This window comes from Cognatitamlana onchidii (genome assembly GCF_004804355.1).
Lineage (GTDB): Bacteria > Bacteroidota > Bacteroidia > Flavobacteriales > Flavobacteriaceae > Cognatitamlana > Cognatitamlana onchidii.
This window is the reverse complement of the sequence record NZ_SRWZ01000001.1, coordinates 405,519-423,146: the sequence shown is the minus strand read 5'-3', so window position 1 is coordinate 423,146 and position 17,628 is coordinate 405,519. Positions and strand designations below refer to the sequence as shown.

12 protein-coding genes are annotated in these 17,628 nt (G+C 34.1%); 4 read left to right on the top strand and 8 right to left on the bottom strand.

Features of this window, described 5'->3' with window-relative positions; translation table 11 throughout:
* Nucleotides 1-15: 15 nt before the first annotated feature.
* Entirely contained in the window at nucleotides 16-2,094 is a 2,079-nt protein-coding gene (locus E5D58_RS01955; protein WP_168796608.1) for a tetratricopeptide repeat-containing sensor histidine kinase, read from the bottom strand.
* A gap of 415 nt (nucleotides 2,095-2,509) precedes the next feature.
* Between E5D58_RS01955 and argS the strand changes: the two genes are divergently transcribed.
* Complete coding sequence (gene argS, locus E5D58_RS01950) at nucleotides 2,510-4,288, top strand: arginine--tRNA ligase (protein ID WP_136480142.1); 1,779 nt, start codon at nucleotides 2,510-2,512, stop codon at nucleotides 4,286-4,288.
* Nucleotides 4,289-4,415: 127 nt separating this feature from the next.
* Here the strand turns inward: argS and E5D58_RS01945 are convergent, their stop codons facing one another.
* The 6 genes from E5D58_RS01945 to E5D58_RS01920 all read right to left on the bottom strand — a co-directional run bounded on the left by E5D58_RS01945 (nucleotide 4,416) and on the right by E5D58_RS01920 (nucleotide 12,440).
* Complete coding sequence (locus tag E5D58_RS01945; protein WP_136480141.1) at nucleotides 4,416-5,180, bottom strand: YncE family protein; 765 nt, start codon at nucleotides 5,178-5,180, stop codon at nucleotides 4,416-4,418.
* Nucleotides 5,181-5,234: 54 nt separating this feature from the next.
* Entirely contained in the window at nucleotides 5,235-6,863 is a 1,629-nt protein-coding gene (locus E5D58_RS01940) for a DUF1501 domain-containing protein (RefSeq protein ID WP_136480140.1), read from the bottom strand.
* A 29-nt stretch (nucleotides 6,864-6,892) separates the two neighbouring features.
* Nucleotides 6,893-8,536, bottom strand: a complete 1,644-nt coding sequence (locus tag E5D58_RS01935; protein WP_136480139.1) for a DUF1800 family protein — start codon at nucleotides 8,534-8,536, stop codon at nucleotides 6,893-6,895.
* Between the two features lie 104 nt (nucleotides 8,537-8,640).
* Nucleotides 8,641-10,932 (bottom strand): FecR domain-containing protein, encoded by a 2,292-nt coding sequence (locus E5D58_RS01930; protein ID WP_235835819.1) that lies wholly within the window; start codon nucleotides 10,930-10,932, stop codon nucleotides 8,641-8,643.
* Between the two features lie 13 nt (nucleotides 10,933-10,945).
* Nucleotides 10,946-11,845, bottom strand: coding sequence for a FecR family protein (locus E5D58_RS01925; RefSeq protein ID WP_136480138.1), 900 nt, complete (start codon nucleotides 11,843-11,845; stop codon nucleotides 10,946-10,948).
* A gap of 79 nt (nucleotides 11,846-11,924) precedes the next feature.
* Complete coding sequence (locus E5D58_RS01920) at nucleotides 11,925-12,440, bottom strand: RNA polymerase sigma factor (RefSeq protein WP_136480137.1); 516 nt, start codon at nucleotides 12,438-12,440, stop codon at nucleotides 11,925-11,927.
* A 114-nt stretch (nucleotides 12,441-12,554) separates the two neighbouring features.
* Here E5D58_RS01920 and E5D58_RS01915 point away from each other — a divergent pair, with 114 nt between their 5' ends.
* From E5D58_RS01915 to folD, 3 genes are all read left to right on the top strand, one after another.
* Nucleotides 12,555-14,300 carry a hypothetical protein gene (locus E5D58_RS01915; RefSeq protein ID WP_136480136.1) on the top strand — a complete coding sequence of 582 codons (1,746 nt, stop codon included), beginning with the start codon at nucleotides 12,555-12,557 and terminating at the stop codon, nucleotides 14,298-14,300.
* Between the two features lie 186 nt (nucleotides 14,301-14,486).
* Nucleotides 14,487-15,815, top strand: coding sequence for a signal recognition particle protein (ffh, locus tag E5D58_RS01910; RefSeq protein ID WP_136480135.1), 1,329 nt, complete (start codon nucleotides 14,487-14,489; stop codon nucleotides 15,813-15,815).
* A gap of 73 nt (nucleotides 15,816-15,888) precedes the next feature.
* A complete protein-coding gene (gene folD / locus E5D58_RS01905; protein WP_136480134.1) occupies nucleotides 15,889-16,764 on the top strand; it encodes a bifunctional methylenetetrahydrofolate dehydrogenase/methenyltetrahydrofolate cyclohydrolase FolD in 876 nt (291 codons plus the stop codon).
* A 94-nt stretch (nucleotides 16,765-16,858) separates the two neighbouring features.
* On the opposite strand, the gene E5D58_RS01900 is transcribed toward folD, so the two are convergent.
* Nucleotides 16,859-17,623 carry a pseudouridine synthase gene (locus E5D58_RS01900; RefSeq protein WP_136480133.1) on the bottom strand — a complete coding sequence of 255 codons (765 nt, stop codon included), beginning with the start codon at nucleotides 17,621-17,623 and terminating at the stop codon, nucleotides 16,859-16,861.
* Between the last annotated feature and the right edge of the window lie 5 nt (nucleotides 17,624-17,628).

The window sequence follows — 17,628 nt, the reverse complement described above, 5'->3', positions numbered from 1 at the left end:
ATAACAACTTTTAGATTATTCTGAAGGTCTTGATTTTGGTAACTGTACGTAGAAGGTACTACCAACACCTTGTGTGCTTTCAACCCAGATTTTTCCATTGTTTAACTCGACCAATTCCTTACATATGGAAAGACCTAAACCTGTGCCTTTTTCGTTATTCGTTCCAACGGTAGAAAAAGAACTACTTTTAAATAACTTATCTAAATTTTGTTTGGAAATACCGATACCTGTATCTGCAACACTAACAATACAACTTCCATTGCTAATATGATTTGAAACCGTAATAGTATCTCCTGCTTTGCAAAACTTTAAAGCATTGGCTAATAGGTTTTGAATAACAATTTCAAACATACTTCTGTCCGCATAGGCAAAATCTCTCAGAGAATGGTCAACTAAGGTTATCCCTTTGTTTTCCATGCGTTGCTCTACAAGTTTTAGTTTACTTTCAAAAACTTCCTGAATATCAAATAAACTTGGTTTTGGTTCAAGAGATTGCATCTGAGATTTAGACCAGTTTAACAGGTTAAACAATAATAGTGATGCGTTGTTGGCGTTTTCACTTAGCTCAGGAATAAGATTATCAAATTCTTCTCTTGATAATGAACCGTCTTTTAACAAATCTATAAATCCATTTATGGAGGAAAGAGAATCTTTTAAGTCATGAGAGACAATAGAAAACAATTTGTCTTTTACATTGTTAACATTCTCTAAATGCTTGGTCTGTTCGAGGAAAGCTTCATTCTGAAGCTCGATTTTAATATTCTTCTCCTCAAGTTCTTGCATATATTTAATATTGTTGTTTCGTTTTAAATATATAAGCACGAGAAAAGTAGACACAATTGCTAAGGCAGCCAATAAACCATAGAAAATAATTTTAAATTTGTCAAACTGTTTATTTGTTTCAATTAGGTCTTTTTTGTTATCAGCTTCTTTTTTAATTTTTTGAATTTGACCAAGTCCAGTCTTATTAGGAGTGGGCTTTAGATCAAATGGGGTAATTAGTTTGGATGTAATAACTGGATTTTCTTTTTTCTTAAGACTGTTATTTAATTCATAATATTCGCGTTGCCATACAAAAGCTCTGTCAAAACGTTTACGTATGGAATCTAGAGATTTCATCAATTTATAATGTCTTAACAACTCTTTTTTGTTATTTAGAGTTTTAGCTAACTCTCCAGCATTGAGAAGTTGCTTTTCAGCTATTCTATACCGTCCTTGTTGCATATTCAAGTCCCCCAACCCATTCAATGCTATTAATAAACCAGACTTGTTTTTTATTCTCGTATTAAGATTATAGCCGTCTATCAGGTATTTAGTAGCTTTATTATAGTCGTTAAATTGTAGATACTCACTCCCTAATTTGGTGTAAGTATAACCTCTGATAGAGTCATTTTCAGACGATTCAGTACTTGCCAATACTTTTTGGTAAAAGTCGATAGCTTTTCTATGCTCTTTTTTATTTGAATATAGCTCTGCTAACTTGCTGCTAGACTCATATATGCCTTTCGAGTCATTTAAGGCTTCTTGAACTAGCAATGCTTTTTCATAGAAATCTATAGCCTGATCATAAGCTTTAATATTATAACAAGCATGCGCTAAGTTAGAATATGCAAGATTGAGCTCATCTTTATGATGTGTGTTTTTAAGAACATCTAAGGCCCGTAAAGAATATCTAAGCCCTGCTTCAAAATTACCGCGATTTAACTCAATTAGCCCAATACTATTATTAACCTTGGCAACATGTAAGGTGTCATTTAATGAATTAAAAAGATTTTTTGATTTCTCGTAGCCATTAATTGCATTAATATAATCCCCTTTTTGTGCGTATATTAAAGATTTGAAGTAAGCTATTTTGGCAATGCCCTTTTTATATCCTAAAGTGTTTGAAAGTTTTTCAATTTCAATAATATACTTCATCGCTCTTTCAAACTCATGAATATGATATAGTGACTCAATAAGCTTTAAGGAGGTGTCAACTTTTATGGAATCCTGATTTTGGAAAGCTAATTCTAATGCAAGACTATCTATCTCGTTGGTTTGGGTAAAACCAAAAGACATACACAACAGCATTACCAAAGTAATTATTTTCCTCATATAACTTCTACATTACAGCAGTAACAAAGCCTTTGGGAGTCTTAAGTTGAGGGAAAATAAGACAGCTTTAATTAGCTGTAACTGTTAGTTGGTTTAATTTTTCCAAAAATGGAAGTAATAGCAATACATCACAAAAGTTGAAAAAAGGGCTTTTAAAATCTAATTTTTGGGTTTTAATACCAATAAATTAGACGAAAGGAATTAGGTATAATTTCAAAAAAACCGACGAATAGACGAACGGTAAAAATCATAGAAAAAAAGCATGTTTTTCGACGAAATACACGTGGTTTTAATTTGTTTTTTGTATAGTTTTTTAACCTATAGATATACAATGTTTTAGAACTTTAAGTTTTTGCGGAAAGTTATTAAAACTTAAAAATCTTATTATCTTTGCTGCCTTAAAATCTTTTAGAAAATGACCCTCCAGGATACTCTATCTAACCACTTAAAACACGCCGTAAAAATAGGATTTAATGTTAATATTGAGACCATAGAATTTCAGGCAACAAGGAAAGAGTTTAATGGTGATATTACTATTGTCATTTTCCCAATGCTACGTTTTATAAAAGGAAACCCTGTTCAAATTGGAGAAACTATTGGAGACTATTTGGTGCAAAACGTAGATGAGGTAAAAGCCTTTAATGTCGTTAAAGGATTTTTAAACGTTGAAATAAGTGATGTATATTATTTGGAATTTTTTAATGCTATTAAGGACAGTGCTACTTATGGGATATTAGAGCCAGACCCAAATAATAAAGCTATAATGGTTGAATATTCTTCTCCAAATACAAATAAACCATTGCACCTAGGACATATTAGGAATAACCTTTTAGGATATAGCGTTTCTGAAATATTGAAAGCTTCAGGTAAAAAGGTGTATAAAACCCAAATTATTAATGATAGGGGTATACATATATGTAAAAGTATGTTGGCTTGGGAAAAGTTTGGGAATGAAGAAACTCCCGAAAGTACTGGTTTAAAAGGAGATAAACTGGTAGGGAACTATTATGTTAAATTTGATCAAGAATACAAAAAACAGATTGAAGTCCTTGTTTCTGAAGGAAGCAGCGAAGAAGAGGCAAAGAAGAATGCGCCTTTATTACTTGAAGCTCAGGATATGCTTCGTAAATGGGAGTCTGGAGATAAAGGAGTTGTCGAGCTTTGGACGAAAATGAACAATTGGGTGTACCAGGGTTTTAATGAAACATACGCTAATTTAGGAGTTGATTTTGATGCTTTGTATTATGAAAGTAAAACCTACTTGTTGGGTAAGGCGTTTGTTGCAGAGGGTTTAAAAACAGGAGTTTTTCACAAAGAAGATGATGGATCTGTTTGGTGCGATTTAACCGAAGAAGGTCTAGATAAAAAGATTGTTCAAAGGGCTGATGGAACCGCAGTTTATATGACTCAAGATATAGGAACTGCTATCCAACGAATAAAAGATTATCCAGATGTAGGTGGGATGGTATATACTGTTGGGAATGAGCAGGATTATCATTTTCAGGTGCTGTTTTTGATTCTGAAAAAGCTAGGTTTCGAATGGGCTAAAAATTTGTATCATTTAAGCTATGGTATGGTAGATTTGCCAAGTGGTAAAATGAAGAGTCGCGAGGGAACTGTTGTTGATGCCGATGATTTAATAGAAGATATGGCAAGTACCGCTGAAGAAATCTCTGAGGAGTTAGGAAAGCTTGATGGCTATTCTGAAGCTGAAAAAAAGGAACTCTATAAAACTATTGGCTTAGGGGCTTTAAAGTATTATATCTTAAAAGTGGATCCTAAAAAGCGTATTCTTTTTGATCCTAAAGAGTCTATTGATTTCCAAGGAAATACAGGGCCGTTTATTCAATATACCTACGCCAGGATTCAATCTATTTTAAGAAAAGCGGATATTAGTGAATTTGATGGTTTTAGTGAGTTGGAGTTACATCAAAAAGAGAAAGCACTATTAAAGCAATTGCAACTTTTTCCAGAAGTAGTGCAAAATGCTGCAGAAAATCATAGCCCTGCATTAATTGCCAATTACACCTATGATTTGGTAAAGGAGTTTAATTCATTTTACCAGAATGTATCTATCTTGGGGGCAGATACAGGTATTGAAAAAGCGTTTCGCGTAAAGTTATCGAAAATTGTAGCCAATACCATTAAGAGTGCATTTAACTTGCTTGGCATCCAAGTTCCCGAACGAATGTAAGTTGAGCGTGAAAATTTTGTTTGTTTGAAGCGTTCAATTTTTTAAATAGAATGTATTATCGTAAGCTACAAATAGTAAAATAAGTGTTATTTAGCATTAATTTTATTGAGAGCAAGCATTACAGATTTTAATATGTATAGTAAGGCTCAATTGCTGTTATCCATCCTTTAATTAGTGTAGGTTGGGTTGAGATAAACACACCAGTTTCTAGATTAAAACGATTTATTTCATTAAAAGCATTTACGGTGATTATTTCGTTATTATAAATTGTCAAGCAATAGGTACCCGTGCTTTCTGTTAAAGCTATTTTGCTTTCTCTTTTGTCTGATAGACCTATTTTTATAACAGGATCTTGTTCAGAATAGCGTAAGTAATATAAATGGTTGCCATCAATGGCTATGTCTGGAATATTATATGATGAGTTTTTGGTTGGTATTTCTTCAATAAAGGTTCCGTCCTTATTTATCTTATGGATTATTTTATCGTTTGAATAGTAGAGAAATTCATCCTGCGCAGTAATGCCTTCTGTGGTAATATTCTTTATTTCAGAAATTATGCTACCATTTTCCGCATCAAGTTGATAGATGGATTCGTTGTCACCTGCTCCGCCAACCCATAAATATTCGCCATCATAAGCTAAAGCATGCGGAGATTCAAGGTTTTCTGGGAGATCTAACTGTAATTCTATGCTTTGGGTAGTTTCATTATAAAGATAAATCCCTGGCGCTTCGTAGTTTTTGTGAGTCAATATCCACCATCTGTTTTCAATATTCTCATGGCTAACAGGATCTATTAAACCGGTGTTTTCGGTTATATCGTCTATATCATAATGACATGAAGATGCTATAATAGCACTAATAAGTAGCGTCCAAATTGTTTGTGTTGCCTTCATAAACTTTATTTCGATTGTGAATAAACTTGAAAGTTTTGGTAAGAGATCATAAAACTATATCTTAACAACTTTATGAATTTCTTTATGGCTCCCTGAAAGCATTTCAAAAAAATAAACACCGCTACTAAAGTTATATAGATTTAAGGTTACTTTGCCATCAACTAGGGCTTCGGTTTTGTTTAATAATAAAAGCCCTGAAGCATTATAAACTCTAAATGAGAGGGTTTCAACAGCTGCAATACCAGTAATATTAACAATATCCTGAAAAGGATTAGGATATACTAACCAGTTTTTATGTGCTTCTAATGGGTTTTTTGTGCTTGCAACACAACCTTTAGATATATCAAACTCAGATTTTAATAAATCGTCTATTTTTAAATTAACAAAACTGTCGTTTACAGTATGGTTAAAAAACGTGGCATCAATAATACTATCATCGGCACCAAGATAGTTTTGCAGCAAGGTAGTAAATGTTTGCCTGTAGTCATATTGAACTGTTTGTATTTGAAAGTTGTTCGAACTTGTGGCCTCTGTTAAATCTGGGTTTGTGCCAGAAACCCCACCTTCAACTGGTTTTCCAAAAACAAACATAGGAGCTATTTCACCATGATCTGTACCTAAATTGCCATTTTCGGCCGCTTTTCTACCAAATTCTGAAAAGGTAAGTCCAACCACATTATCAGATAAGTTCTGGCTATTCATGTCATCTATAAATGCCTCCATACTTTCAGCAAGATCTGTAAGTAAACTATGGTGCTTTCCTATGGCTTCCCCTGGACCCTGAACCTGGGCATTGTGTGTGTCAAAACCAGAAATTCTAACCATATATATTTTTGAGCCTAAATCACCACTTATCAAGCGTGCCACAGTTTTAAGCTGATTAGCTAAATCCGAATCAGGATAACTTGTGTCATTTTTTCCAGAATTGAAAGCTTTGGAAATAGATTCTGCATAGGTGTTAGACAAGGCATCTGTATTGGTTAAATACTCCAATTGTTTGCCATAATCAGAATCTGGAATGTTCAGCGGAGGAACACCTCCTAGTCCGCTCAAAACAGAATAGAAACCGGCAGGATCCTGCCCAGAAATGTTTAATGATAGCCCATGCGCTTCTTCAGCATGAAACCCTAATGATGTTTTGTTTGAACCAATTTCTACAGCAAGAGGGTAATTTTCAACAATCAAATCTGCATAGTATAATTCCATAAATCGACCTAACCATCCTGTGTCTGATCCATTTAAAAGACTGTTTCCGTCGTTCCCTGTTAAGTATAAGTCAGTTGATTTAAAATGACTTTTATTTTGCGACGGATAACCTACCGACTGCATGATTCTTAGCCAACCTTTATCGTATATTGATTTAAGCCCAGTAAGAGCAGGGTTTAGCCCTATTTGTTGGTTATCTGGTAAAGTTCTATCTAAGCTTATGTATTTGTTGACCCCCGTTATTGGTACCTTAATAGTGGGTCTTAAATTACTATAAATGTCGTACTGGTTTAAAGGAACAATGGTATTTAGTCCATCGTTAGCTCCAGCTAGATTAATAAGTACTAACTTTCTATTTGAAATATCAGGGCAATTAGCATATGGCATGAATGATTTTATTGCCGCTTGCAATTCAAAAGGGGTTAAGGCAATTGCCGAGGCTGCGGATGATAATTTTATAAAATCTCTTCTTTTCATGAGTTTAATTTTAATAGGAATTTAAAACCCTACATTAATTGGAATTCAGCGGCATTAACCATAGCAATAATCAAAGCATTTAAACGTGTTCTTACTGTGGAGTCGTCATTTGTGTTTATATATTTTTCCCAAGCCTTGGTCCAATAATAGTCAGGAAACCCTTCATCAATTAAAAAACTTTTAAAGTAATTTGTTCTGTCTGTGTCAATACTTTCTGGGTATAATAGATCCGCTATTTGAGTAATGAGTAAATTGGGATCGGACGCATCAGTAATCTTATTCTTTACAAATTTAGCCGAGTCTAACTGGGCGTAAATATTTCTTCCTCCAATTATGGTATTTTTCCCTTCAATCAAACTTTCTATTAATTTGTAACGTCCAATGATGGTGTTTGATGAAAACCAGTTTCTGTCGTACCCTGGTAACTGATAATATGCTGGGTAGCCGGCAACTTCATCTGGGTTAAATAAGCCCATTCCTGAAGCTGGGAAATATCTGTTGTGGAGAAAATAAAGGAAAAAATCTCTGTAATAGAGTAAGGCTTCTGTACTTGGATCGGGATATTCAATTTCAAACATGGAACAAACTTCCGAAAGTAATTGTAGAGGGCTTTTAATAATGCTTCCAATTATGTTGTCGGTTGCATTACTGTCGTCGGCATCATAAAAGTGTTCGCTAGAAAGTAGTGTGGTTACAACTGGTAATATCTCATAATTATTTGCTATGAGTATATCGGCAAGCGGCGTAATAATATCTGTTTCAACCTCTTCATTCCATTGACTCTTTACAAAATATCTGTATAGTTTTCTGCAATAGGCCTTGGCTGTTTCTGGTTGAGCAAAAACCATTTCAACAAAAGCATCCAATTCTTCAAATATTTCAAGCTCTGTACTTTTTCCTGAAATTACTTGATTTCCAAAAGCACTGCTAAATGTTTTGTCATCTGTATTATGTTGATCAATATTAATGTACCCCATGGGGATATTGGTGTCTGGATCAATATCAGTTCTCTCAGGTCTTTTTTTAATGCCAGAGAATACTTTTGCTGCTTGTTGAATATCTATTTCAGTATAATTAGTATAATTATCTGGTCCAATTTGTTCTCCTTTTAAAATGGTAAACAATTCTAAATATTCTCGTGCATAATTTTCATTCGGGTTATTTTTATTGTTTTGAGTATTATCTAAATAATCAAGCATACCATTATCAAAAGTGATCTTTTTCGCTAAAGTTTTAAGGTTCCCAAAAGCATAAAAGTCCAACAAGTTAATATGGTCGAAAAAATAGGTGGCTGCTCCAACGCCAGTATCCTTTCCAACCACAAAACTGGTGTGTAAAAAGAAAGACAATTTATGTTTTAAACTGGTTTGCTGCATAGCGTTATGCCACCACCAAGCAGTTACGTGAGCGCGTTTTCTATTCTGACCTTCAAATGAGTTTGGTAGTTCAGGTGAAGACGTCCAAAACCCGTCAGGAGATTCAATGGGTAATGGGTCGTATGGTGCTAATAAGGTGTTAGGAGCTGCTGTTGTTAAGCTGTTAACGGCATCGGTAGCAGACATCCCCACAAAAGTATTTAGCTGTTCTTTTGTAAATTGAAAACTAGCACGCCTGAGTAGATGCTTAGCTTTTCGCAAATCTAAGTCTGAACCAAGTGGATTAAGGGACGCCATATTGTAATTTTTGAGTAAAATATAAAAAAGAACAGGTGGAGTGCTTGTATTTGCATGTTTTTCACTAATCGCAAGTTAATGAACGATGAAAAACGACATTTAATCTAAAATTGTACTCTAAAACTTACATTTGGAGTGAGGCCAAGTGACTCATTTTCAACCTTGTTTACGTTGTTTTCACGATCTAATGTGTAATAACTATTTAATACATTTCTTTTATTGAGTAAATTCCAAATAGATGCCCCTACAATAGCATGCGTTTTATTAGATATATTAAACTTATATGTGGCAGAACAGTCAACCCTCAGGTAATCGGGAAGGCGTTCACCATTGGGGGTATTAAACAGTATGGAATTATTTGAGGAATTATTGTTTTCGTTTATTGTTGTAGTTGGTTTTCCTGTATGATAGTTCAAGCCAGCAGCCAGTTTAAACTGGTTATAGGTATAAGTGCCTGCTGCCGTAAGAATATGTCTTATATCCACATTGTTGGGAAATGAATTACTATTGTTTAAAGCGTCAAATATGTAATTGTTAACACTGTAAGAATAGGATAACCAGCTGTGAAATATACTGCTAAACTGTTTGTTTATAAGAATGTCAATGCCTTTAATATTATAGCTTCCCACATGGTTTACAAATTGATATTGGTTTTGAAACCCTTGACTTCTTGTGGTAATACCATCAACTTTTTTAATGTACCCTTCTGCACTCAAAAGCCAATTATTTTTATTAAAATGAATGCCTGTTGCTAGTTGTTTACTTTTAATTATAGGAATATCACTATTGTTTGCTAAAACCCACCTGCGTTTTTCTATGCCCAGAAAATCATTTTGTCGATCTATAATCTGTGATGTTGTTTGATTTTTGTATTCACCTAAAACTTCAAACCTAAAATTATTCAAAAAACGTTGACTAAAACCGAGTCTTGGCTCGATAAGGGTTTTGCTAAATTTTGGAAAAACGTTTAATCTGGTACCAAAATTTAACTTCGATTTGGCGTTATTGGATAAGAAGTGAACTTCTGCATACCCTGCATGACTTATAATAACCTCTTTTATATAACTTCTAAAAGGCGGATTATTAATATCGGCCAAATTACTTATACCAATTTCAGAGAATTGATATCCGCCGCTTATTGTCATTTGATGATTAAATGTATAGTTAAAGTCTAGTTTTGCAGAACCATCATAAACTTCATTTTCCTGAATTAATCGTTGATTGTTATTAATGTTAAAATTGGTAGCATCTAAGTCATAATTGGAAATATACATTTGAAATGAGCTCGTTAGTTTTCTGTTCCAATTTCTAAGATATGTTATTCCTCCAGCAGTGCTTCGTTGCGATAATTTACTATTTAAAGCTTCTTCTTGATTGTTAACTGTAGATAGTTCATCATAATCTAAATTGTTATCTACATTGAAGAAATGAATTCTTATTTTATCATTTTTCGTAATGTCATATAGAAACTTGGCCGAGATATCATAGAAATAGAAGTTTTCGTTTTGGGATATAGAATTGTTGCTTCTTGATGATGTTAAATCTGAATCTTGAAAAATGCGTTTCGAGTATTGTTTAAATGTAACGGTGTTTATCAGGTCTGTAATTGAGCGGCGTGCAGAAATTTGTAATTCTGTTTTTTTTGAAAGCGGTACTTTAGCATGCCCATCAATATTAATTAAATTAAAGCCTAGCCCTGCATTAAACTGGTTATCTAATTCGTTTGGTAGGTACATGTCAATAACACTAGAAACGCCATCACCAAATCTTGAAGGGGTACCGTTTTTGTATACATTTACCTCATTGGTTGTATAAGGGTTAAAGGCAGATATTAAGCCAAAGAAATGTCCTGATTGATACATCTTTATGCCATCCCAGAGTATTAGGTTTTGGTCGTGTGTGCCTCCTCGAACATTGATGTTTGAAACCGTTTCATCAGCACTCAAAACACCTGGAATTGCTTGAATAGTTTGTAAAACATCTGGTTCTATAAGGCCAGGTAAAATTCCGAGTGTTTGTGGCTTTATTTTTATTGAACCGTTGTTCAGTTTTGTAATGCCAGTTGTTAAATAATTTGTAATAACAACTTCTTCTAGATTTTGTATTGAAAATGAGGTTTTCTTTTTTTTTGGAGCCCTAACTATTATAAAGCTATTGTTTAATATTTCGTACTCTAAGTTTGTTTGAGTTTCAAGAAATTCTATAGCTTCTGGAAGAGAAAAATCCTCACTCACTGGGGTGCAGAATTTATTTTTAATGGTTTGGTCAGCAAAAGAAAAACTAACATTATATCGTTCTTCAACCGTCTTTAAAATTGAAACAAGTGATTGCTTTTCTTTACTAATGCCTTGTGCTTTTAAAAAGGAAACATTAAGTAAAAAAAGAGATAAAATCAAGTAAAATATCTCCTTAATCTTCACGCTTTAAGATAATAGTACGATTGGTTTTACTATAAGTAGCATGTAATGGTAGGGAAATAGATTTTAGCGCCAATTCAATATTATCATGAGCAAAACTACCAGAAAACAATTGGTTAGAATCTATGCCAATTAAAGTTACTTCAACGTTATATTGCCTTTCAAATTCAGCAATAACCGTTTTAAATGGTAAACTTTTAAATACACTTGAGTTATTTAACCACGAAGGCATGCTGCGGTTTTCTTTTTCCTTTGCAATTTGTTTCCCATCAAGAATTAAAAAACCATCTCCAGGTTTTAATTTTGTTTCCTGATTTTTGTAGCTAACCCCAACTAGCCCTTCGTAGCAAATAACTTCAAAGTAGTTTTCTCTTTGCTTCACATTAAACTCGGTTCCGTAAACTGTAACGGTACCTGCTGGTGTCTTTACTTTAAATGATGAACCCTTAGCAACTTTAAAGAAGGCTTCTCCTTCAAGTTTTACAATTCTATCTTGTTTCCATTGGTTCTCATTAAATGATATAACAGATTTTGAATTTAAAGACACATTTGATGCATCTGGTAATTTAACAGTTGTTTTTTGAGCAAATTCGGTTGAAACACTGGTGTCTATTTTGGTAGTATAATAATACAAGCCAAAGCATATGGCTATTAAAGCAGCCACTCGCAAAAATGGTTTAATCCAATTTTTGCGGGTCTGGTTCTTGTGCTTAATACGAACTAAAACATGCTCTAATTCCTTAGGCGTATCATAGCTATCTGCTTTAAAAGCTTTCATGTTGTTGTTTAACCTAACTAAATCATTATAGTCTTCAAGCTTTTTAAAAGCTTCCAGCTCTTGATTTGTTAAGTTGTTATCCAACCATTTCGATATGAGTTCTTCTCTCTTCATGATTCGTTATTCAATTATATAACAGTTAACTTTTATTTTTTCCTACCTCAAGATTAAAAATAATTTCAATTGTTGTTGGTTAAAGCTCCTTGATATCTTTTCTAAGTTTTTCTAAGGCTCCATAAATGCGTTTTTCAACAGCTTTAGTTGATATATTTAATAATTCGGCTATTTCTTTAAAACGTTTGCCTTCAACCCTGTTCATCATAAAAGCTACACGTTGTGCTTCAGTTAAATTTTCGAGTGCTTTTTGAAGCTTATCACGGTATTCTGACTCTTGCATTAAAAACTCAGGGCTTTCGTTTGTAGCAGTCTTTTGTTTAGTTTGTTGATGTTTTAAAACTACTTTTTGATGTGCGACTTCGTTTAGCATTAAATTGTTAGCAGTTGTAAAGACAAAACTCTTAGCCTTATTCGGGGGAATTTTAGAGCAGTTTTCCCATAGTTTTATAAAAGCTTCTTGTACCTTATCTTTTGGATTCAGTAAATCGCCAAATTTATAGTGCAAAAAGTTATACAAATCTTTGGCATGCTTATTAAATATGGAGGAAAATATATGTTCCTCGCAAATGTTATCATGGAGCTGTTTCTGCATTATGGTATAGTAGTTAACTGCACTAAAATAAAAAAAATGAAATAAGAGGGTAGGAAATTTTAAAGTTAAACTGTTTCATTAATAAAAGCTATGTTTAACCCAAAATTAAGTACTATGAAGACTAAACTAAGAATCTTAATGTTATTGCCTTTTATTGCCCTGTTATTCTTTACGTCTTGTCAGGACGAGGTGATCGAAGTTACCGAACCGCAAGAAAGTGAAGCCCTTGTTGCCGAATCTACCTTGACTTCCCTTATGAGTTCTGCCTCAATAATGGATGGGTCTAACGATAATATTATTGATCGAGCCAGTTGTTTATCTGTAGAATTGCCTGTAACCGTTGTTGTTAAAGGCCTTGAAGTTATAATCGATTCTGAGGAAGACTTTGCTCTGATTGAAGCTATTTTTAAAGAATTTGATGATGATGAGGATACCTTAGATATTATTTTTCCGATTACCGTAATATTAGCAGATCACTCTGAGGTGGTCCTTGAAAACCGTCTGGCTTTGGAGGAGTTGGCAGCAGAATGTAAAGGAGAAAATGAAGAAGATGACGACATAGAGTGTATAGATTTTCAATATCCTATTTCGTTTTCTGTATACAATGCCGATTTTCAAGTTGTAAATGTAATTAGTATAGAAAGTGATAGGCAGTTGCACCGCTTTATTAGAAGAGTAAGAGCTAGAGAAGTTTTTGCTAGTTTAAATTTTCCTGTAACTCTAGTTTATGCAGACGAAACTACTGTTGAGGTAGACAATAACATTCAATTAGAACGCACTATTGAAGCTGCTAAAGATGCTTGTGATGAAGATGACGATAATGATTACGGTGACGACGATTTTACCAAAGAGCGACTGGATAATTATTTGAAAATTTGCCCTTGGGTTGTTCATGAGTTTATGAGAAGTAATCAAGACAATACGCCAGAATATAAGGAGTATGCCTTAAACTTTATGAAAGAAGGCGTTGTAACTATGCGAGCAAGAGGAGGTGATGTCTTAACAGGAACATGGAATACACGTGTAACAGACAGAGGAGCGCTTCTAAAAATGAAATTTGAAACTTTAGCTGATTTTACATTAGAGTGGATTGTTCATGATATTGAATACGGAAAAATCAAACTATTCGAAGTAGGAGGAAACCGTATTATTATGAAGAAGAATTGTGATGTTGTAATTGATATCACTAAAGAGCGAATTAAAAATTACTTACAAGAGTGCTTATGGCGTATAACAAGGCTAAATATTAATGGTGTAGATAATGAAAAGGAATATATTGGCACACCCTTTAAGTTTTATGAAAACGATGTTGTTAAACTAAGAGTAAATGGAGAGCTAGTAGAAGGAACTTATGAGATAGGCTTAAGCCCTGTTGGAGCAATTTTAAAAATTAATTTAGAGGGCAGACCAGATTTAAGATTGGCTTGGGTAATAAATTTCCTTGAACCTGGATTAATTAAATTATCGAATGAAAATAATCAAATGGTTTTAAAGAGAATGTGTCCAGATGAGGATGTTGATTACATTACAAGAGTTCTTGTAAATGGAGCATGGATTGTTACTTCATACATAGACCAAGATATGGATGAAACAGAGAATTACAACGGATATGTAATTGGGTTTAACCACAACGGAAAAGTATTTGCAGAAGGTGAAGGTAATAATTATTTAGGGTCTTGGGTTTCTTATAGGAATGAAGGTCTTTATTTAGGGTTAAACTTTAGAACTCAAAACGAACCGTTTAGCGAATTGCGTCATAGATGGATAATTAAAGAGATTACACCTAATAAAGTTGAGTTAAAAGATATTAATTCTAACGGAATAATAGAGCGGATTTTAGTCCTTACAAAGGCGAAATAATGTGTTGTTTATTTATAGAAGGAAAGCTAATCTGTATGGTTGGTTAGGTTAATAGTTAGTTTTCCTTTATAAGGGCTGTCAATTTTAATTGACAGCCCTTTTTTGTGTTTACTTTTACTTGATGATGCTTCTATAATAGCAAGCAAATCATTAAATTTGCATTCCTAAAATTTTGAATAACTTATTATGTTTAATAATTTAAGTGATAAATTAGATAAGGCATTACACGTTCTAAAAGGACATGGTAGTATTACCGAAGTAAATGTAGCTGAAACTTTAAAAGAAGTTAGACGTGCTCTATTAGATGCCGACGTTAATTTTAAAATCGCAAAACAATTTACTCAAACTGTTAAAGAAAAGGCACTTGGTCAGAATGTACTAACAACACTTCAGCCGGGGCAATTAATGGTTAAGATTGTTAAAGATGAATTAACGCAATTAATGGGAGGCGATGCTGAAGGGATAAATCTTTCAGGAACACCAAGTGTTATTTTAATGTCGGGTTTACAAGGATCTGGTAAAACAACGTTTTCTGGTAAACTTGCCAATTACTTAAAAAATAAGAAAACAAAGAAGCCTCTGTTGGTTGCTTGCGATGTGTATCGCCCGGCAGCTATCGATCAATTACATGTGGTTGGAGACCAAATAGGCGTTGAGGTTTTTAGTGATAAAGGAAATAACGACCCAGTTGCTATTTCTCAGGCAGCCATAGCACATGCAAAAGCAAATGGACATAATGTTGTTATTATAGATACCGCAGGTCGCTTAGCTGTTGATGAGGCTATGATGACAGAGATATCAAATATTCATAAGGCTATTCAACCACAGGAAACATTATTTGTAGTTGACTCCATGACTGGTCAGGATGCCGTTAATACGGCAAAAGCCTTTAACGATGTTTTGAATTTTGATGGTGTTATCCTTACAAAATTAGATGGTGATACACGTGGTGGTGCCGCAATTTCAATTAAATCTGTTGTTAATAAGCCCATCAAGTTTATTGGTACTGGCGAAAAAATGGAAGCTATCGATGTGTTCTATCCATCTCGTATGGCAGATCGTATTCTTGGTATGGGGGATGTGGTGTCTTTAGTGGAGCGTGCGCAAGAACAGTTCGATGAACAAGAGGCTAGAAAGCTTCAGAAAAAAATAGCGAAAAATCAATTTGGTTTTGACGATTTCTTAAAGCAGATTCAACAGATCAAAAAGATGGGGAATATGAAAGACCTCATGGGCATGATTCCTGGTGCAGGTAAGATGCTGAAGGATGTTGATATTGATGACGATGCATTTAAAGGTATTGAAGCCATCATACACTCTATGACTCCTAAAGAACGAGCCAACCCATCAGTTCTTAACGCTAGTAGAAAAAAGCGTGTCGCAAAAGGTTCTGGAACCTCTGTTCAAGAAGTTAATCAGCTTTTAAAGCAGTTTAATCAAATGAGTAAAATGATGAAAATGATGCAAGGTGGTGGTGGCAAAAAGATGATGCAAATGATGCAAAATATGCGTTAATCTATAATATAGGAATTAAAACTAAAAATTTAAGACAGGTGGCTGTTAACCAATAGCTGAAAGTTACTATAGTATGACAATTTTAGACGGTAAAAAAGTAAGCAACGATATTAAAGAAGAAATTGCAGATCATGTAAAATCTATGGTTTCGAAAGGCCAAAAAGTTCCACATTTAGCCGCTGTCTTGGTGGGGTCCGATGGCGCAAGTATGACCTATGTTAACGCAAAAGTAAAAGCATGTGAGCGGATTGGGTTTAATTCAACGCTTATTGAACTTCCTGAATACACAACAGAAGAAGAACTGTTAGAAAAAATTAACGATTTAAATACAGATGACGATATCGATGGATTTATTGTTCAGTTACCCTTGCCTGATCAGATAGATGAGCAAAAGGTATTAATGGCTGTAGACCCTGATAAAGACGTTGATGGGTTTCATCCTGTAAATGTTGGTAAAATGGCTTTAGATTTACCTACATTTTTGCCTGCTACGCCATATGGTATCCTTGAATTATTAGAAAGATACCAAGTAGAAACCTCTGGTAAGAATGTTGTTGTTATGGGGAGAAGCCATATTGTTGGTCGTCCTATGAGTATTTTAATGAGTCAAAAACGTTCTGCAGGAGATGCCACGGTGACTGTGGTGCATAGTCGAACTAAAAACCTGCCTGAGATTACCAAACAAGCCGATATTATTGTTGCGGCTATTGGAATTTCTGAGTTTTTAACAGGAGATATGGTTAAAGAAGATGTGGTGGTTATAGATGTGGGCATAACACGTGTACCCGATGCTACTAAGAAAAATGGTTATAGGTTAGCGGGCGATGTAGAGTTTGAAAGCGTTAGCAAAAAAGCAAGTTATATTACACCAGTTCCTGGTGGAGTAGGGCCAATGACCATTGCTATGCTTCTTAAAAACACACTATTAGCAAGAGAAAGACATGGCTAACAGAAATAGTCTAAAAATTGAATAAAAAATTTAATTCCCACGAATCTAATTTTTTTCTAAAAGAAGGTGGTATTAATCTGGATACTTTTATGAACTATCTTCTTCCTTTTTTGAGTTTTGAAGCTTCGAACGTTTTTGTAGAATTGCTAATTAAATGACGAAGTTCTGTAAATTCTTCTTGAGTTAATTCGCGATATTTACCTTCGGGGATATCCAGTTTTATATTCATTATTCTAACCCGTTTTAACGTTTGAACCTCGTAATTAAGGTAAGAACACATTCTACGAATTTGACGGTTTAAACCCTGGGTAAGTATAATTTTAAATTTATAAGTCCCTAGTTTTTCGACTTTGCATTTTTTGGTACGCTTACTAAGATCCTCAAGGTAAATGCCTCCAGCCATACGTTCTATAAAGGTTTGCGAGATGGGTTTATCGACCGTCACGATGTATTCTTTTTCGTGATTATTACTGGCTCTTAGAATTTTATTAACTATATCTCCATCGTCTGTAAGTAGAATAAGGCCTTCGCTAGGCTTGTCTAGTCGGCCAATAGGAAAAATGCGTTTAGAATAGTTAATAAAGTCAATAATATTATTCTTTTCTACTGAAGTGTCAGTGGTACAAACAATACCTACGGGTTTGTTAAAAGCTAAATAAACAAAGTCCTCTTTAGTGTTTTTTATTATTTCTCCATCAACAGCAACAAGGTCATTAGGCCCTATTTTAGTGCCTTTTTCAGGAATATTCCCATTTATAGAGACTCTGCCTGCTTCAATAAGTTTATCGGCCTCACGTCTTGAGCAATACCCAACCTCGCTTAAAAATTTATTGATGCGTTTTAACTGCGGTTCTTCCATCTATC